This window comes from Anaerococcus sp. AH8042_DFU013_CI05 (assembly GCF_047936775.1).
Taxonomy (GTDB): Bacteria; Bacillota; Clostridia; order Tissierellales; family Peptoniphilaceae; genus Anaerococcus.
Map to the genome: position 1 here is coordinate 1,344,461 of NZ_CP175954.1, position 19,306 is coordinate 1,363,766.

Genomic DNA, 19,306 nt, shown 5'->3' on the forward strand with positions numbered 1-19,306 from the left:
TATGAGAATCATTTTTATAAAGTATTTTTACAAAATACTTTTATATTATGTTTTTATGGGTTTTTGCCCTTTTTTATTTTATTAGTTATTTAAAGCTCTATCTACGTTTCTGATGAAGTCTTGTGTGTTTGTTACCATTGATACAGCAGTTACAGTACCTCTATCAGAAAGTTTGTTTACAGCGAATTCTTGGATATCTACTGTGTACATGTAAACTGGTCTGATTTCGCCATCAAATTCATTGTATGATGGAGTCATATTACCTGTAGCAATTGTAAATAGAATTGCTGAAAGCATGATGATTGTAGATGTTTTTCTTGAGTGAGCTCTCATAGCATCTTGTGCTTCATAAACGTTGTTGATTGTTTCTGGAAGACCAAATCTATCACGGATTGTACCAGCGATTACAAAGTCAACATCATTTTCAATACAAGCTTTGATGAAACCATCTTTAACTTGGCCTGATTCTACTAATGCTTTTGTAGAACCGTATTTACGAGCTAAGTTTATTGTTTCAAATAGATTTCTTGTAGAGTTTTGTTCTTTTTCAAAGTGTTCTTGTCCCCAAGATGTACCATATAATCCACGTTCAAGGTCAAACGCTGCTGTTTCTGTACCACAGAAGATTGCATTGATAAATCCGTTTTCGATTAATCTTTGTAAAGCAAGTCTAGCATCTCTATCAAGTGCAATTGCAGAACCAACTACCATTGTTACATAGCCGTTGTTTTCTTTTTCGTGTTTTAATACTTCATATAGGTTATCATAATCCATTGAGAAAGCTGTTTCTCTTGAACGACCTGAACGGAAAGCAAATGTATCTTTTTCTGCTCCTTCTGCTAGGAATCCTTGTGTCCATACATAGATACCTTCTGATGCATCTTCTGTACGACCTATAGCTACTTTGTCTCCTACTTTTAGGTTTCTAAATTCAACGATATCAACGCTTTCTTCACCTGGAGTATCATTTACTACACAAACAGTATCCATTCTTGATTCTGTAGCAAGTACCCATTTATCATTAACTTTGAAGTATTCTGGGAATACTGATAATGCGTGGTAGTTACGTGGGCTGATACCCTCTTGTGTTACTTCTTCAAGTTTAACATTTGGGGCATTTTTTAAGAACTCTTGATCAAAATCAGGATGATGATATTGTGGCATTTCAAATTTCATCTTATAATTCCTCCTTGCTTTGTGCTTTGTTACCTGTTATTTGTACATGTTCAGTTTCTGGAATTTCCATATCTTCAGAAAGTACTCCTTGAGCTGGAGAAACTAATGCTTTTTCACAGTTAACTACAAAGTCTTGTACGTTTGTTACCATTGGTACAAATCCCATGTATTCTCTAGCTGCACCAACTTTGTGTACTACGTTTTCTGTAACGTCGATTGAGTACATATAAACTGGAGAAACTGTTCCGTCTGTTCTTTTTTTGTAGCTTGATGTTATGTTTGCAACTGATAAGCTGTGAAGCATTGTTGCTATACAAATAACCATTGTTGCTTTATCAAGTTCTTTTTTTGTAGCATTTAATGCATCATCTGTATCTCCGTGTACTTCTGGAAGTGGACCGTCATCTCTGATTGATCCTGATAGTACAAATGGAACATCCATATCAGAAAGAGTTTTGATAATACCATCTTTTACATTACCACCAGCGATGAATTCTTTGATAGATCCTGCATCTCTTACTTCGTTTAGTAAGTCTAAGTGGTTGTAGTGACCCATTGGTTGGTTAACTTGAGTATAAATATTTTGTCCTAAAGCTGTTTGTAGGAATCCACCTTCAAGGTCGTGAGTACACATAGCATTTCCTGCAAGTAAGGAATCAATATATCCATTTTCTGCAAGTTTGTTTAAAGCATTTCTTGTATCATAGTCAAATACTACACTTGGTCCTAGAACCCAAACTATGTATCCATCTTCGCTATCACGTTCATGTTCCATTAATTCAAATAGTTTGTCATAGTCATTTGAGAATGATGTTTCTACTGATTTGCCTGCTTTTGAGTAAACTTCTTCTGGGAATCCTTCTGCATTTACATAAATTCCGCTTTCAGCATCATCATTGCCTCTTAAAACTACTTGATCGCCTGCTTTAAGATCTCTGATTTCTTTGATAACTACATCATCACCTTCTACAACTGCTACACAGTTTAGTGATGTGTGTTCTGGTAGGATCCATTCGCCATCTTTTTTGTAGTAAGTTGGCATGTAAGTTGTTAGATAAAAGTCATCTGGTGCTACACCATCTTTTTCAACTTTACCTAGTTTTACATCTTGTGCGTTTTGAAACTTTTCATCTGAAAAGTTTGGACAAACATATTCTGGTACTTGAAAAGCCATTTTTACCTCCAATTTTTTTCTTTTGCTGTCAGATTTAGTTTTTCATCTTCAAATGCTAATTTAATTTGCAATGGATTATCTGACTTAGTTTCTAAAATCTTCTTAGAAATTTCTAGATAAACTTCTTGCTCGATAAATTTCTTTATATCTCTGATATCCATATCTAATTTAACTGCATATGCTGATAATTTTTTTATAAACTGATCATCATAGCTAAGACTGATACGGTTACCTTCCAAATCATCTTCTAATTTGTTTAGATTGATTTTTATTAATTTATCGATTGAGTCTTTTTCTAGTTCTTTTAGATAAAAAACATAATCCACTACATTAGTTATACCCGAGATATCATTTTCTAAATTATTATCTTCAATATTTTCCGAAGTGGTTAGGAAAATCATAGTATTTTTTAAATCAATATTGCGGCCCTTGTTGTCTTTTAGCTTGCCAGCACTTAAAATTTGTGAGACCAAACTTTGGATTTCTACATTTGCCTTTTCTATATTGTTAAATACTACTACACTATATGGTTTTGTTCTTATAGCTTCTGTTAGGATGCCTCCTACTTCATAGCCAACATATCCTGGAGGAGCTCCTATAAGTTTTGTAACGGCTGATTTTTCTGTAAACTCACCCATATCAAATCTTAAAAGACTAGTTTCTCCATCAAAAAGATATTTTGAAGTTAGCTCTGCTATATAACTTTTGCCAGCGCCTTTTCCAGCAATTAGGAAACTACCAATTGGTTTGCTTCTTTCAAACAAACCTCCCTCAGAAATTAGGTAGGTATCTATGATTTTATCAATCATTTTGTCATTGCCTACAAATTCTTCTTTCATATTTGCCCTGATTTGATCAAGGTTTTCGATTTTATTTAGTTGTAATTTTACCTTTGGCATGCCTGATAATTTAGAAATAATCTCTTTTACTTCAGAACTTGTCACACTAGTTGAAAGTGGATAGTAGGCTTCTTGATCATTTAATTTATCAAGTTTTCCTTCTACCAATTTTTTAGACTTCATTTTTTCGTCTAATTCGCTAATGTTGTGTTCATTTTGAGCTATTTCTATGTCAGCTAAAATGTCATCAAGTTCTTTTTCGTAAAGTAAAATTTGCTCTTGTCTTTCTTTTTCAAGCTCGTATAACTTGGTTTTTTCTTCCAAAGAGTTTTTTAAATTTTCTATCTCTGTTTCTTTTTCGACAATCCTATCACGTGATATATTGTCTGTTTCATCCTTTAAGGCTATTTTTTCCATTTCAGCTTGGATTAGCGCGCGGTTTAAGTTGTCTATTTCGACAGGTTTTTGATCTTTGGTCATTCGCGTTAATGCCGCAGCCTCATCGATGACATCTATGGCAACATCTGGTAGTTTTCTGTAGGATAAAAATCTTTTTGAAAGCTTTACAGCTTCTACTAAAGCAGTATCCGAAATTTTTACCATATGATGTTTTTCATATTTGCCTTTCACACCTCTCAGGATGGCGATTGATGTTTCAACACTTGGTTCATTTACCATTATTTTTTGAAATCTACGATCAAGGGCTCCATCTTGTTCGATATACTTTTTGTACTCTTCGATAGTTGTTGCACCTATTGTTAGGATTTCACCACGAGCAAGCATTGGTTTTAGGATATTTGCAGTATCCATAGTTCCAGATGTATTTCCAGCCCCGATAATATTGTGGATTTCATCGATAAATAGGATGATTTTACCCTCAGAATCCCTTACTACTTCAAGAATTTTCTTTAATCTATCTTCAAAGTCACCCCTGTATTTTGTTCCTGCTACAAGTGATGTCATATCTAGCGAAAAAACTATCCTATTTTTTAGATTATCTGGCACATCCCCTTGAACAATCCTTTGGACAATTCCTTCTACAATAGCAGTTTTACCAACACCCGCCTCACCAATTAAGATTGGATTGTTTTTTATCCTACGGGATAAAACACGGATGGCACTACGAGTTTCCTCATCCCTGCCTATTACAGGGTCAAGTTTGGCTTCGATTGCTTCTTTGGTTAGATTTCGACCATATTTTTCAAGATTTGCAATGGTTTCTTTGGCTATACCATTTAAAAATTGTTCATTAAATTTCCTTGAAACAAACTGCATAAAACTATCATAGTCAAGTTTATGCTGACCCATAATTTTGGAGCTAGTTGTTTCAGTTTCTTTTAATAAAGCCAAAAAAATATGTTCTAATTTAACTTTTTCTTCAAATAGATTTCTTGAAAGCTCTTCAGCTACTAGCAAAACTTTTTGATAAGATCTGCTGACATAAAGGTTTGTTACACCCTTTGCACTTCTAAGTTTAGTCAGTGCATTTTCCACGTCATCCTTAAGTTGTTGAAAATTAACTGCTGATTCCTTCAAAAACTCTGCTATCTGATTATCAGGATTTTGTAAAATTGCATAGAGTAAATGTAAGTCGGAGACTTCCGAATTGCTATATCTAATTGCAATTTTATTCGCATGATTTATAACATCGACCGATGCTTGTGAGTATTTTTTGATATCCATTAAGTTAATTACCTCCAGATGCCATGAAAAATATTTGGCGTAAATTCTAAGATTAGCTTACCTTCTCCTATTATATCTACCCATTTGTTAAATATTTCCCAGGTATTGAATTGTTTTTTTGCAAAAACCAAAATTAATAGCTTCATTTAATCATTTCTATATGTATTCAAAAAAATAAAAAGCCATAACAATATGTAATTTTAGGCTACAATTAAATAATTTTGAATATTATAAAAATCTGAGCTATAAATACCACTCCTCCTAAAAAAATTGTCATTGGCTTTTGCCTATGCTAAGTATAACATATAATAAAAACGATTTCCACTCTTTTATATCAAATTTGATATAAAAACTAAAAAATTAGTCTAATTTTTATCAATATTGATATTTCATTTTTTAATAAAATAAGTTTTCCAAGAAATTAAGCAAATCATAGAAATATTAAACTTGATCTCTAATTATTTCTACTGATATAATAAACATAGGTAAACATATTCCAAGGAGGATATATGAAAGAGCATAAAGTAAATGATAAAGATTATAAGAAATTAATGCACTTAGATTTTGTATTTGGAGTTAGTGGACTATTAATTGCATTTTTCTTTATAAATTCATCGTACATAAGTGATATTATAATGAAAGTAAATAATGTAAGTTACTTTAGTTTAGATGGTGACTTCTACTCCCTACTTGCCATAAGACCTTTATTAATTATATATTCTATTCACAGAATTTATAGTGGTTTTAAAAATATGTTTATGGATAATTCTAAAAAAGAAAAAAATTAAGTAATAATTAATTTAAAAAGAGATCTGTAGTTTTCTAACTTTAAGATCTCTTTTATCTATCATATTTTATTCATTTTTTTATACTTGGTATAAGCATTTGCCCCCATAAGTATGGTTACTATTAAGATTAACCACCAATATGGGCGGTTTTTTTGATATTGTAAAAAAGTAAGGGCTGCAAGTAACAAGGTTGTAATTGCGCTTGTCAAAAATTCCATTTGTTCTAAGTTATTTTTATTCATTTTAGATAACTTGATCTAGAGTTTTCCAAGAAAGTAGGGCGCATTTTACTCTTTGTGGCATATTTTGAATATTGATAAATGCTACTGCATCGCCCAATTTTTCTAGTTCTTCATCGCTTACTTCTTCTCTTTTTATCATTCGGATATAAATGTCTGCCATTTCTTTGGCTTCTTCTTTACTTTTGCCAATGATTGTATCACACATTACACTTGTCGCGGCTTGGCTTATGGCACAACCATCGCCAGTAAAAGCTGCATCTACAATTTTTTCTCCATCTGTTTTTAATTCTAAAACTATTTCGTCTCCACAAGATGGATTGTGGCCTGGTTCTTTGATGTCAGCATCTTCTAGTTCGTGTTTGTTGGCTTGATTTCTAGAATGATCTAGGATTATTTGGCTATAAATTTCTTCCATATTCATATTATAAACCCATTACCTTTCTTACATTTAAGAGTTCTTTTGCAAAGATTTCCGCTTCTTCTTTGGTGTTATAAAAAGAAAAACTTGCACGCGCTGTTGCACTGACTCCTAAGTATTTATGAAGCGGCATTGCACAATGGTGTCCACTTCTTACTGCAACTCCCTTACTATCAAGGATAGAGGCAATATCATGTGGGTGGATATCTTCAAAGGTAAATGATAAAACTGCTCCAGTTTTTACATTTTCCGGATAAAATATTTTAATATTTGGAATATCTTTGATCAAATTATAGGCATAGCGGGTTAATTCTGACTCGTAGTTGTAGATTTCTTCTACTCCGATATTTTCCATATATTTTATTGCTTCCGCAAGCCCTACAACTCCACCAACATCTTGAGTTCCTGCTCCAAATTTATAAGGAAGCTCTGCAAAAGTTACATCTTGTTCGTAAACATATTCTATCATGTCCCCACCGGTATTGAATGGTTCCATTTTTTCTAATATTTCTTTTTTACCATAAAGTACACCGATGCCCATTGGTGCAAGAAGTTTATGTCCAGAAAATACTAAAAAATCACAATCTAAGTCTGCTACATCTGTTTTTAAGTGAGGGATTAATTGAGCACCATCAACTATTGCAATGGCTCCAGCTTCGTGAGCCCATTTTACAATTTTTTTGACATCTATAATCTCACTATTTACATTGCTTGCTCCAGTAAAGGAAACTATTTTGGTATTCTCATTAATTTTTGATTTTAAATCATCATAATCAAGGGAATAATCATCGTTTAGGTAGGCATAAACTAGTTTTGCTCCAATTTTTTTGGCCACCATTTGCCATGGAACTAAATTTGCATGGTGTTCTAAGATAGTAATTAAAATCTCATCACCAGCTTTTAGATTATTCATAGCATAGGAATAAGCAATTAGGTTAAGCGCTTCTGTTGCATTTCTTGTAAATATTACCTCTTCACGGTGGGCTGCCCCTATGTATTCCTTGATGTAATCACGAGAATTTTCGTAAGCTTGTGTTGCTACATAGCTTAAATAATGAGCTCCTCTGTGAGGATTTGCATTTTGATATTTATAATAATTATCCACAGCTTCAATAACCTGTTTTGGTTTTTGACTTGTCGCTGCTGTATCAAGGTAGATGACCTCCCTACCTAGATTTTTGCTATCTAGGTAAGGAAAATCAGCTCTAATTTTTTCTATATCCATTTTAATTCCTTGTATTCATTTGGCGAACTCTTTGTTTTAGTTCATCTCTTAAAGATTCTTCTTCAATTTTATCAAGGGCTTTTGAGAATGTTGCTTCTAGCATCATTGATTCTGCTTGTTTTTTATCAAAACCACGGCTCATGATGTAAAATAACATTTCTTTATTTAATCGACCCACACTTGCTGCGTGGTTACCTGCTACTTCTTTTTCTGCACAAAGAAGGATTGGAGCAGTTTTGTTTTTTACAGTGTCAGAAAACATCATTGAGTAATCGCCAATTTTACCATCTGCTTCAAAGCAACCGTGTTTTAAGTCAACTACACCCTTCCAGTTTTTGTGGGCACTATCTTTTAATGCTCCATTAAACATAGCATCAGAATCAGTTTGATTTCCATAATGGTCATTGTTTGCAAGTATATCTAGGAATTGTTCTTTTTCTTTAAAGTAAATTCCATCTTCGATTACGTGAGCCCTATCTCCTGCTAGGATATTTTTTATATTTACAATTGAGTAATCAGCCCCAATTTCAATATAGGAAATATCCAAAAGTGCATCTTCTCCTACAATTGTATTTATAGATTGTAGGTTTGTAGAATTTTTACCAAAGTTTGTTACCACAACTAATTTTACTTTAGCATTTTTTTCTACATTTACCCTTACTTGTGAGTTTAAATATAGATTTTCTCCCTCACCTAGGGCTGATATTAGGAATGACGATTCTGAATTTTCACGTGCATTTATATCAATTCCTGCTACTAAAATATTATTTTCACTGTCTAGTTTTAGCTCGATAGATTCAAAATCTTTTTTACCCTCTACATCACGGTATATGCTAAAGTTTCTAAATTCTTGGTTTTCTTTTTTTGTATCTTCAGAAAGGCCGTATTCATAAGCTTTAAAAGCATCTTCTAAGTCTTTGATTGATTCGCCTTCGCTATTTTTAAAGTACTCTTGTCTTTCTTTTAGGCCAAGATTTGCGTCTACGTAGTTTAGCCCTTGAGAATTCCAAGTGTACATTCTCATTTCATTTAGTCTACTCATTAACCATTTGCTCCTTCTAGTTCCATATCTATTAGGTGGTTCATTTCAACTGCATATTCTAATGGTAGCTCGCGGCTAACTGGTTCTGCAAATCCACGAACAATCATTGATTTTGCTTCATCTTCTGGAATACCACGACTCATTAGATAAAATATTTGTGATTGGTTTAGTGAACCAATTTTAGCTTCGTGACCACAGTCTACATCATCGTTTCGAATGTCTAATACTGGAATTGTATCTGATTGAGCATTTTCACCTAGCATTAGGTTTTCACAGTCTACTGTAGAACGACTGCCTTTGGCATTTTTCTTCATTTGAACTAGAGATCTAGTCATTGATTTACCAGTACCGGCTGTAATTGATTTTGTAAGAGCTGTTGAATATGTGTTTGGAGCAAGGTGGATCATTGAGCAACCATTGTCAATATATTGACCATCAGCCGCAAAAGTAATTCCTGTGTATTCTGCACTTGCGCCTTCACCAGCTAAAACTGATGTTGGGTAAAGCATAGAAACTTTTGATCCAAATGATCCTGAAACCCAAATCACTTTTCCGCCTTCATCAACGATAGCACGTTTGGTATTTAGGTTATACATATTTCTTGACCAGTTTTCTATTGTAGAAAATCTTACTTCTGCATTTTTACCAACGAAAATTTCTACAGAACCTGCATGTAAATTAACAACGTTATATCTAGGTGCTGAGCATCCTTCGATAAAGTGTACTTTTGCATTATCTTCTGCAATTATCATTGTGTGTTCAAATTGTCCTGCTCCTGGAGCATTTAATCTATAATATGATTGTAGAGGAATATCTACTTTTACTCCCTCTGGTACATAGATTAATGATCCACCTGACCATACTGCACCGTGTAGGGCTGCGTATTTGTGAAGGGTTGGTGGGATTGCTCTTTGGAAATATTCTTTAACTAGGTCTTCGTGTTCTTTTAGGGCTGTTGCAAAGTCCATAAAGATAACACCTTGGTCTTCTAAGTGTTTTTGGATTGAGAAATATACTTCCTCACTATCGTATTGAGCACCTACGCCAGCTAAAGATTCTTGTTCTGCTTGTGGGATTCCTAGTCTATCAAATGTTGCTTTGATTTCTTCAGGAAGAGCTTCCCAATTTGATTTTTTATCTGTTTTTGGTTTTACATATGCTGTTATATCGTTAACATCAAGTTCTGATAAATCTGGTCCCCAAGTTGGATTTTCCATTTTGTTAAAGAGTTCTAGAGATTTTAATCTTCTAATTCTCATCCAATCTGGTTCGCCTTTTTCACGAGAGATTTCGTTTACTATATCAGCATTGATACCTTTTTCTGTTATCTTATCGTAGGTAAATTCATCTATAAAATCATAGAACCCACGATCAAGCTCTTTTAATTTTTCTTCTATATTGTTGCTTGGCATATTTTACACCCATTCGTATCCGCGTTTTTCGATTTCATCCATTAGGCTTGCATCACCTTCGTGAGCAATCTTTCCGTCTTTTATAACATGAACATAATCAGCTTTGATATTTTCTAGCAATTCTCTATGGTGAGTTATGATAATTACTGCATTATCTTCTGAAAGATAATCTTCGATTCCCTTACTTACTATTCTTACAGCATCAACGTCAAGACCTGAGTCTGTTTCATCTAACATAGCAAGTTTTGGATTTAGCATCTTCATTTGTAAAATTTCAGATTTTTTACGTTCACCACCTGAAAACCCAACATTTACATATCTTCCTGCGTAATCTTCAGATAGGTTTAGGCTATCCATTTCTTTTGTAAGTTGTTTTGTAAATGCAAGCATTTGTGGTTTTTCGCCTGTAATTTGTTCTTCAGAAATTCTTAGGAAATCATTTAATTTTACTCCTGGAATTTCATCAGGGTGTTGGAAGGACATAAATATTCCGCGGCGAGCACGTTTATCTACAGATTCTTCTGTGATATCTTCACCTTCAAAATAAATTTTTCCATCTGTTACTTCATAAACAGGATTTGCCATGATTGTATTCATAAGTGTTGACTTACCAGATCCATTTGATCCCATTACAACGTGGACTTCACCTTTGTTTACTGTTAAATCTATACCTTTTAAAATCTCGGTATCTTCAACTGATACATGTAGATTTTCTATTTTTAATAACTCAGACATTTTTACCTCTTCTTTTAAATTTAGTAATAAATTTTCAATTAAAATATACTACTTTACTAGGAATTATCAATTATACTCCTTTGCTCATTGTACCTTTTTTGACCAATAAAAAAACGAGCCGAAGCTCGCGAATATATATTATTGATTATTAATCTTACTTTCTATGACTTCAACAAGGCTTTTTATGGCTTCTTCTTCCTTGTCTCCTTCTGCTTTTAAAGTTAACTCATCTCCATTAGAAGCACTCATGCTAAGAACTGACATTATTGACTTTGCATTATAGCTTCTGCCATTTTTTTCAACTGTAATATCGCAAGGAAACTTTACTGCAGCGCGGATAAAAATCGATGCAGGCCTTGCATGCAAGCCAATCTCATTAGTTAGTGTGACTTTTTGCTCGTACATAGTACCTCCTTTTTTTATATATTTTCTTATGTAATTATATTACAATATTTTTTATGAAAATGCAAACATTTTCCACTATAATTTTATAAACTACATATAAATATCTAAATAAAAAACCACCCATGGCTTGGGTGGTTTAGTTTCTTAGATTCTTTTTAGTAATTCTACTAAGAATTTGTAATTTTTCTCAGTTGATTCTATGCTTACTCTCTCGCTTGGTGAGTGAGCTCCCTCGATAGTTGGACCAAATGATAGCATTTCTACATTTGGCATAACTCCTTTAAATAGTCCACATTCTAGACCACCGTGAGTTGTTTCTACTGTCATTTCTGATCCAGTTTGCTCTTTCCAAATATCATTTGCAATGTCAATTAGTTTTGTTTCTTCTCTTTGCCATCCTGTGTAAGGGTTGTTTACCTCACAATGAGCACCAAATTGTTCTGCTATTTTTTTAGCAATTGCTGCACGGTTAAATTTGGCAGAGTCAATTTGTGATCTAACCATAGATATTATTTTTACTTCGTTTTCATCTTCTTCTAGGATACCTATGTTTGAAGATGTGATGATTTCGCCTTCATGTTTTTTAACTAAACCATCTGGTAGTGCATAAAGTGTATTTATAATATTTGCTGAAAGTTCTGTTGTAAGTACATCTTCATCAAAACTTGCATCACTAAGTGTGATTTGTCCTTTTGGATCTGTATCTTTTGATTCATTTAGGATATCAGCAATTCTTGATTCAATTTCTTTTTTAGCATCTTCTTTATTAGCTACTGCAAATACAACTTCTGCTGTTGAAGCGATAGCATTTCTTTTTACCCCACCATTGATTGACGCTATTTGAATGTTATCAATATCAGTTAAAAGTCTACCTATTGTTTTTATAGTATTTAGACGTGCCCTATCAATTTCCATTCCTGAATGGCCACCTTCAAATCCTCTTAGATCAAGTTTTAAGAAATCTCCCTTTGCGGCTTCTTTTTCTTTTTTAAAGCTAATTTCTAAATCGCATCCACCAGCACAACCGATTGTAAGGATACCATCCTCTTCTGTATCGATATTGATTAAGTATTGGGCTTTAATATCTGAGGCATCTAGTGCATTTGCACCTACCATTGAAGTTTCTTCTCCAGTTGTAATGATAGCTTCAAGTGGGCCGTGTGCTATATCTTTGTCATCAAAAATTGCAAGGATAAATGCAACTCCCATGCCATCATCAGCACCTAAAGTTGTTCCATCAGCTCTAACCCAATCACCATCAACAATTAATTTTATAGGATCTTTGCTAAAGTCGTGATCAGAACTATCTTCTTTTACACATACCATATCCATGTGGCCTTGTAGGGCAATAGTTGGCTTATCTTCGTATCCAGCACTTGCATCTTTTTTGAAAATGACATTTAAAGCTTCATCTTGGCGTACTTCTAAGTTTCTTTCCTTAGCAAAATTTACCAAATAATCAGAAACAGCCTTTTCATCCCCAGAACCTCTTGGAATTTCACTTAATTCGCTAAAAAATTTCCACACAAGTTCAGGTTTTAAATCTTTAATTTCCATTTATATCTCCTTTTTCTATTTAACTAAGTCCTATATTATTTAATACCCAATTTATTTTAAACTTTTGGATATTAACCCCAAGTTTGATTGACCTAGGGGCAAAGGGTTTGCTTTAATTTTAATAATAGGCCTTAGCCCTTAATTTATTATTACTACTATTTTATAGACAAAGGATAACAACTGTCAATATTTAATAAATTTAATTTCTTAGTTATATATATTTATTTTTGTAGCCAATATTGTTTATTAATATGAATTATGATATAATATATTTAAATATAGGTACAAGAGGTAGATATGAAAGTACATAAAAGAAAAAAATTCGGCTGCTTACCCACTCTATTAATAATAGTTTTTTTAATATTTATTCTCAATTTCTTAAAAACAAGATACAATGAAGTTTCTTACTACTCAGATTCTCCAATTGATGGTATAAGCGAAATATTTAATTTTGGTCTAGGATTTGACCCAGATGGATATAAAACAGATGATAAGAGAATTCTTAAAAATAATTTAAAAAAAGAAGCAAATAGTGGTAATGATAAAGCAAGTTGGATTGTAGATAATTTTGATAATTTAGATGATGCTTTGATTTATCTTGCTGGCAATGACTCCGATACAATTGATTTTGTTTACAATTATCAAAACGGCATTACTAATTTCGAGTTTTTCCCTGGCGAGTCAGTTTTACTAGATCGTAAGACTCCCTACTTTTTACAATGGGACAATAGGTGGGCTTATAATGCCTTAGATGATAAAAATATAGGTTTTTATGGTTGTGGCCCTACAGCTATGGCCATGGTCCTGGCTAGGTTAAATGGAGATATTTCCATAACTCCAGATATAGTTGCCAAAGATGCAGAAGCCTACATGACCTACGGAGGAATTTCCTGGGATTTTTTCTCAGATGAGGCCAAGCGATATGGTTATACTATTAGTGAAATCCCCCTAGATGAATATGAATTGATCTATGCCTTAGACCAGGGACCTCTGATCGTCTCTGTAAATGGCGGGTATTTCACCCTTTTTGGTCATATTATGGTCATAGACTCATATAAGGATGGAAAGTTTGTCATAAACGACCCAAACAGTATACGCAAGAGTCAAAAATCTTGGTCTTATGATGAGATTTCTAATCAAATCGCTAAAATTTGGCTGATAAAGTAAAAGTGAACCCAATCTTAGGTTCACTTTTACCTTTTATATTCATTTATAATTTGATTTTTATCCCTAATTATTTTCTCAATATTTTCCCTATAGTCTTTCATATTGCGAGCGTTCCTGTATTTTTTGCCATCCATAAGCTTGCTATTAGCATTCATACCCAAGCCTATCACATTTTCTATTTCTTCATTGATAATTATATTGTATCTTTGGGCTGTATTTCTTTTTTGATAGCCAACATTTTCTAAATTGCTGATAATATTTTTTTGGCGGTAAAGATAATAGGCTTTATAATTGTTAGCTTTAGTAAAGTTTTTTATATTCTCATTAATCTTTAAAGCATCTTTTATAGAGCCTTTTTTATTCTCTTCCCTATACTTACTGCCAGACTTACTAGCTAAAGCATGAAAAGTAATATTGTCTGGCTGAAGTTTTTCTAGGACTTCAAAGTTTTTTGTAAAAGTTTCTGCGTCTTCTCCAACAAGTCCAACTATAAAATCCATATTAATTATAAATCCTAATTCACGAGCCTTTTCATACATTTTTAGAAAATGATCCATATCTTGACTTCTACCAACAGATTTTATAATTTTTTGGTTAAATGTCTGCGGATTTAGGGAAATCCTCCCAACCCCATTTTTCTTTAGAATTTCTAATTTTTCTTTATCCAAAGTATCTTCACGACCTGCTTCGAAAGTAAATTCTTGGTAGGAAAATTTATTATTTATTGTAACCAATAATTTTTCCAAATCCTTATGGCTGATATAGGAAGGAGTCCCACCTCCTATATAAATTGTGTCTAAGTTTTTTGGCAAATTTATATTATTAATTTCTTTTATTAAATATGAAATATATTCACTTTTATCATGGTGGGGTCCAATTATTGTAGGATAAGAACAATAATCGCACCTAGTTGGGCAAAATGGAATATTAATGTATAAATTAAAACTATCTTTATCAAAATCTAATTTTTCTTGCTCGTTTTTAATATCTACTAGCAAATTAATTTTTTCATCTGAAAGAAGATATTTTTCTTTTATTTCAGTTGAACTATATTTTTGTAAAAGCTTTGATGGTTTTGATCCAGTCAGCATCCCCCAGGGAGATTTGTAATCATTTATATCTACGAGTAGCTTATACAATGTGGCTTTTAACTCATAATTATCTTTATAAGGATAAGTTTGACCTTGAAAAATAATTTTCTCATCTAATATTTCAATTTCTCCCTCATCAGAAAAAATTATCTGTCTGTCATCATAAAAAATATTTAAAATATCATATACAATTTTTCTTTTATTTTCATCACTTAAGTAAATTTTCATGGGATAATTATACTTTTTTTGTATACGCAAAAACAGGCCTTCAAAATTGAAAGCCTGTTTGATTATTAAACATAAAGTCCAGCACCAGGTCCTAGTGGTAATTTTAATAGCATCCAAGCTATTAGCCACACTGTCCAAAATACTAAAAATGAAATTGAATATGGCAGCATAGTAGAAATCAGCGTACCAAGCCCGCTTTCTTTGTCATATTTTTGCATAAATACTACAATCATTGCAAAATAGCTCATAAGTGGACTAATAATATTTGTTGATGAATCGGCAATCCTGTATGCTATTTGTGTAAGCTCTGGTGAAAGTCCCATTTCAAAGAACATTGGCACAAATATTGGAGCCATAATTGCCCATTTTGCAGATGCTGATCCCATAAATAAGTTTAAAAAAGATGTTAATAAAATAAATATAATTATTAATGGGATGCCCTTTAGTCCTATATTATTTAAGAAGTTTGCACCATTTACAGAAAGAATTGTTCCTAGGTTGGTGTATCCAAATAAAGCCACAAATTGAGATGCAAAAAAAGCTAATACAAGGTATCCACCCATTGACTCCATAGATTTTGACATTGCTTTTACTAAATCATTCGTATCTTTGATAGTTCCAACGCTTTTACCATAAACAAATCCTGGAATTAGGAAGAGTAAAAATAAGGCTGGGATTAATCCATGAGCCAAGAAATTGTTGATATTTATTTTGCCATATTTGTCTGGCTCTTTTAAGATAGCATTTTCAGGAAACATTAAAAGTCCAAGGATAATTATATAAATAACTAAGGCAATAAGTGCATTTCTTAGACCCTTTTTCTCTACTTCTGTTACATCTGATTTTACTTCGTGTTGGCTAGCTAATTTGTACTCACCTAAATTTGGAATAACTACAAGTTCTGTCACCAAAGTTCCTATACAAGTTAAAATAATTGTTGAAGAAATTAAGAAATACCAGTTGCCTGTAACATCAACTGTCGCATCAATACTTGCTGCTCTTAATGCCTCATTTGTAAGTCCTGATAATAATGCATCTGTAGGTCCAAATAGTAAGTTTGCAGAAAATCCTCCCGATACTCCGGCAAAAGCTGCAGCGAGTCCTGCAATTGGGTGTTTGCCAGCTGTTAGGAAAATCAAAGCACCAAGTGGGATTACAACTACATATCCCGCATCAGATGCAATATTTGAGATAATTCCAACAAAAACTACTGTTGCAGTCAGAACAAGTGATGGGACATTTGATAAAAGTTTTTTAAGACCTGCATCAAAAAATCCAGCATATTCAGCAACGCCAACACCAAGCATTGCCACTAAAACTGTACCAAGTGGAGCAAATCCAGTGAAATTCGTTACAGCTGTGCTAAAAATGTGTCTGATTCCTTTTGCATTTAAAAGAGGAACTGCTGAAATTTTAACAATTTTTCCCTCTCCTGCATCAAAAAAATCTACAGAAACGCCATTCATATAACAAACTTGTGCAATAACTGCCAAAATTGCAATCATAATTACAAAAATCATAGCAGGGTGCGGCAGGGAATTTCCTACTCTTTCTACCCAGGCTAAGAATCCCGATTCTTTAGCTTGAGATCTTTTATTTTTATCTTCCATAATACCTCCAATTAAATGAATTTATATAAAAATATATTTATACTTTATACCATAAATAAAGAAAAGTCAACTAATAACAATCACCAGTATCATGATAAAGTGAAAAAGTTATAAAAAAACTAGCCAAAATGGCTAGCTTTGTTTTTTATTTTAAAAATTCATAAGCCCAATTTTTATCTACTTTTTCAGCATTTTCCGCATCAAATAATCCATCGTACTGGCTAATTATTTTATTATATACTTCTCTTACAAAACTTAGGGTATATTCCTTACCATCAGTGGTTTTTATTAAATATGTGTTTCCATCTACTAATCTAAATGAAATCACATCATCATGGTCAAATGCTAGTTCATTGCTTTCTAGTAAGATGTATTTCATGATCTCTACTGCCTTATCTGACAAGTAATTTTCAAAAATAACAATTTTTTCGCGAAGTTCTTCAATATCACTTGTCATCCTTGTAAGATACTTTTCTTGCTCTTCTTTGTGAAATCTATCTAGTAGGCTAAGACTTGATTTAAAGGCAAGTCTTGCTTTTTTATCCACAAATTGTGGGTCATTTACAAGCATAAATTTGATTTCATCATCAGTATAAGCAAATCTGTAATTTAAAATAAACTCGTGATTGCAATTTGGACAATGTTGGATAGCAAATTGATTTGCCAATATTAGTTCTCTATCACTTGTTGCAGAAAAAACTGCTGTATTCATTTCGTTTTCAAAAGAATGGCCACAAGCCGGGCAAGTTATTCCAAATATTTTTTCTCTAGTTTGCATAATCCACCTAAAATTCTATAATATTGATGCCAAGCTCAGAATTAGCTTGTTTTTCTAATTTACCATCTATTAAGTCTACAAAAATTTCTGCTGTAAAAGAGCAAGTGGCCTCTCCCAAATGACCGCCAATTACTTTTGAGCCTTCTCCTGCACAAGTAATGTGGGTGTGTACAATTGGTTTTTGATCAAATATTGTAATATTACCAATAAGGGAAGTAATTTCTAGATCTTCATTATAGATATCCCAATCATAATCATCTTTTCCCGGGTGCAAGACTCCGATTTTTAATTCATTTACTGCACCTATACCTTGAAAATGAGCTCCTGTAATATCTTCTTCATTGGCTAGTTTTTCAAGTGATTCTATAATCTTATCACCTTTTTTTAATCTAAGTACTATTTTGTCATCAAATCTCTTATAATCCATAAAGTCACCTCTTAGGAAAATAGATACCCAATAATGAGCTAACTATTCAAATTTGACTGCTTTTAAGAGAGGGATCGCAATTATGGATGCAAATATTACTGATATAAGACCATTGAGCAAAGATACACCAGCTTTTTGGGCAAATTCTACCATAGATGCTTCAAAAGTTAGATTCAATATATAATAATTTTTTATAAAAGTTTTGCCTAGATACAAGATAATATAGGTTAGTTGACCCAAGATAGATGCAAGGATAAGTCTTGTCTTATTCTCCCTATCAAATCCTTTGTTAAATATATATCCAGCCACCGCTGCCATAGCAAATTTGTTTATAAAAGTTGTTGGTGCAGATGTAAAATATACTGGATCAAAAAGATCAAACAAAGTTGGACCTATACCTGCAGCAAGTCCACCATAAAGAGGTCCTAAAATAATTCCAGAAAGTAAGCAAAAAACATTTCCTAGATGAAAACGGGTATTGCCAAATGGAGTTACAAAAGGGATTTGTAAGTAATTTGAAACAAAAGTAAGTGCTGCAAAAAGTCCTACGTATGTAAGTTTTTTTGTTGTTAAATTTTTCATAAATCCTCCTAATTAAATAGTATATCATATATATATCAAGTAAAATAAAAATGAGGTGATATAATGAGTAAAAATTTAGGTCCAATACATTTTATGATGTATGACAAAATAAAATTTCAAGATAAGATAACAAATTACTTACTAGATGGCAATACAAGTGAGGTTGATAAAATAAATAATCCAGTATCAACTGAGCCACTAGAAGAACTTATCGATCAAGACAACATCCACGGATGGCTTGATTCAAAAATTGATGTAGTAGAAAATAGGCTAAACTACGCCTTAAATCATAGTGAAAATACAAAAGAAAAAATGTATGCATTTGGTAAGGAAAATGCAAAAGGCAAAGATTTTTCTGATTTTAACGGAGTATTTACAGATTTAAATATGCTCTTACTGGATGGTATGCCTTGTGATAGGGGTATGTCTGCTCAAATCGATGAAAAAGGAGATTTATATCTGATTACAAATAATAATCTTCATAGCAAATATGAAAACCAAGATATAAATCCAGAAGATTCAAAGAACAATGTTTGTGCCGGTGGCCACGATCATGATCATCACGAGAGCTTTGAAGTTTCTAATAATGATGATATAAATTTAAAAAGCGAAAATTCTTCATATCATGATTATCGTTATGAGTTTTTAAAAGGATATTTTGCTGATAGCCCATATGATGTAGAGATGGTAAATGGCATAAACTATCGTATTTATCCTAAAAATTAAT

19 protein-coding genes are annotated in these 19,306 nt (G+C 32.7%); 3 read left to right on the forward strand and 16 right to left on the reverse strand.

The window, feature by feature from the left end:
• Positions 1-81: 81 nt before the first annotated feature.
• The 3 genes from ACKRLN_RS07010 to ACKRLN_RS07020 are packed head-to-tail and all read right to left on the reverse strand — an operon-like array spanning position 82 to position 4,872.
• A complete protein-coding gene (locus ACKRLN_RS07010) occupies positions 82-1,176 on the reverse strand; it encodes a hypothetical protein (RefSeq protein ID WP_295883180.1) in 1,095 nt (364 codons plus the stop codon).
• Between the two features lies 1 nt (position 1,177).
• Positions 1,178-2,350 carry a hypothetical protein gene (locus tag ACKRLN_RS07015; protein ID WP_296140859.1) on the reverse strand — a complete coding sequence of 391 codons (1,173 nt, stop codon included), beginning with the start codon at positions 2,348-2,350 and terminating at the stop codon, positions 1,178-1,180.
• Positions 2,351-2,352: 2 nt separating this feature from the next.
• Complete coding sequence (locus ACKRLN_RS07020; RefSeq protein WP_416334698.1) at positions 2,353-4,872, reverse strand: ATP-dependent Clp protease ATP-binding subunit; 2,520 nt, start codon at positions 4,870-4,872, stop codon at positions 2,353-2,355.
• Between the two features lie 509 nt (positions 4,873-5,381).
• On the opposite strand from ACKRLN_RS07020, the gene ACKRLN_RS07025 reads away from it, so the two are divergent.
• The gene (locus ACKRLN_RS07025; RefSeq protein ID WP_416334699.1) at positions 5,382-5,660 is read left to right on the forward strand and encodes a hypothetical protein; all 279 of its coding nucleotides are present in this window, start codon (positions 5,382-5,384) and stop codon (positions 5,658-5,660) included.
• Between the two features lie 59 nt (positions 5,661-5,719).
• On the opposite strand, the gene ACKRLN_RS07030 is transcribed toward ACKRLN_RS07025, so the two are convergent.
• The 8 genes from ACKRLN_RS07030 to ACKRLN_RS07065 form a co-directional block, all read right to left on the reverse strand.
• Positions 5,720-5,902: a hypothetical protein gene (locus tag ACKRLN_RS07030; protein ID WP_203127694.1), complete on the reverse strand. Its 183-nt coding sequence runs from the start codon at positions 5,900-5,902 to the stop codon at positions 5,720-5,722.
• A 1-nt stretch (position 5,903) separates the two neighbouring features.
• Positions 5,904-6,323 carry a Fe-S cluster assembly sulfur transfer protein SufU gene (gene sufU, locus ACKRLN_RS07035; protein WP_203127695.1) on the reverse strand — a complete coding sequence of 140 codons (420 nt, stop codon included), beginning with the start codon at positions 6,321-6,323 and terminating at the stop codon, positions 5,904-5,906.
• 1 nt (position 6,324) lies between these two features.
• Positions 6,325-7,545 carry an aminotransferase class V-fold PLP-dependent enzyme gene (locus ACKRLN_RS07040; protein WP_416334700.1) on the reverse strand — a complete coding sequence of 407 codons (1,221 nt, stop codon included), beginning with the start codon at positions 7,543-7,545 and terminating at the stop codon, positions 6,325-6,327.
• A gap of 1 nt (position 7,546) precedes the next feature.
• Positions 7,547-8,587 (reverse strand): SufD family Fe-S cluster assembly protein, encoded by a 1,041-nt coding sequence (locus ACKRLN_RS07045; RefSeq protein WP_416334701.1) that lies wholly within the window; start codon positions 8,585-8,587, stop codon positions 7,547-7,549.
• Entirely contained in the window at positions 8,587-9,999 is a 1,413-nt protein-coding gene (sufB, locus tag ACKRLN_RS07050) for a Fe-S cluster assembly protein SufB (RefSeq protein WP_203127698.1), read from the reverse strand. Before sufB ends, ACKRLN_RS07045 begins: the two co-directional genes overlap by 1 nt.
• A gap of 3 nt (positions 10,000-10,002) precedes the next feature.
• Complete coding sequence (gene sufC, locus ACKRLN_RS07055) at positions 10,003-10,734, reverse strand: Fe-S cluster assembly ATPase SufC (protein ID WP_295883156.1); 732 nt, start codon at positions 10,732-10,734, stop codon at positions 10,003-10,005.
• Between the two features lie 138 nt (positions 10,735-10,872).
• Positions 10,873-11,139 (reverse strand): HPr family phosphocarrier protein, encoded by a 267-nt coding sequence (locus ACKRLN_RS07060; RefSeq protein WP_203127700.1) that lies wholly within the window; start codon positions 11,137-11,139, stop codon positions 10,873-10,875.
• A gap of 144 nt (positions 11,140-11,283) precedes the next feature.
• The gene (locus ACKRLN_RS07065) at positions 11,284-12,696 is read right to left on the reverse strand and encodes an aminoacyl-histidine dipeptidase (RefSeq protein WP_416334702.1); all 1,413 of its coding nucleotides are present in this window, start codon (positions 12,694-12,696) and stop codon (positions 11,284-11,286) included.
• Between the two features lie 297 nt (positions 12,697-12,993).
• Here ACKRLN_RS07065 and ACKRLN_RS07070 point away from each other — a divergent pair, with 297 nt between their 5' ends.
• On the forward strand, positions 12,994-13,863 hold the full coding sequence (locus ACKRLN_RS07070) for a C39 family peptidase (RefSeq protein WP_416334703.1): 870 nt from the start codon (positions 12,994-12,996) through the stop codon (positions 13,861-13,863).
• Positions 13,864-13,889: 26 nt separating this feature from the next.
• Here ACKRLN_RS07070 and hemZ read toward each other — a convergent pair whose 3' ends face one another.
• From hemZ to ACKRLN_RS07095, 5 genes are all read right to left on the reverse strand, one after another.
• The gene (gene hemZ / locus ACKRLN_RS07075) at positions 13,890-15,182 is read right to left on the reverse strand and encodes a coproporphyrinogen dehydrogenase HemZ (protein WP_416334704.1); all 1,293 of its coding nucleotides are present in this window, start codon (positions 15,180-15,182) and stop codon (positions 13,890-13,892) included.
• Positions 15,183-15,247: 65 nt separating this feature from the next.
• Positions 15,248-16,792 (reverse strand): AbgT family transporter, encoded by a 1,545-nt coding sequence (locus ACKRLN_RS07080; RefSeq protein ID WP_416334705.1) that lies wholly within the window; start codon positions 16,790-16,792, stop codon positions 15,248-15,250.
• Between the two features lie 145 nt (positions 16,793-16,937).
• Positions 16,938-17,570 (reverse strand): CpXC domain-containing protein, encoded by a 633-nt coding sequence (locus ACKRLN_RS07085; protein WP_416334706.1) that lies wholly within the window; start codon positions 17,568-17,570, stop codon positions 16,938-16,940.
• A 7-nt stretch (positions 17,571-17,577) separates the two neighbouring features.
• Positions 17,578-17,997, reverse strand: a complete 420-nt coding sequence (locus tag ACKRLN_RS07090) for a PPC domain-containing DNA-binding protein (protein WP_416334707.1) — start codon at positions 17,995-17,997, stop codon at positions 17,578-17,580.
• Between the two features lie 42 nt (positions 17,998-18,039).
• A complete protein-coding gene (locus tag ACKRLN_RS07095; protein WP_416334708.1) occupies positions 18,040-18,579 on the reverse strand; it encodes an ECF transporter S component in 540 nt (179 codons plus the stop codon).
• Positions 18,580-18,642: 63 nt separating this feature from the next.
• Between ACKRLN_RS07095 and ACKRLN_RS07100 the strand changes: the two genes are divergently transcribed.
• Positions 18,643-19,305, forward strand: coding sequence for a hypothetical protein (locus ACKRLN_RS07100; RefSeq protein ID WP_416334709.1), 663 nt, complete (start codon positions 18,643-18,645; stop codon positions 19,303-19,305).
• The last annotated feature ends 1 nt before the right edge of the window (position 19,306 follow it).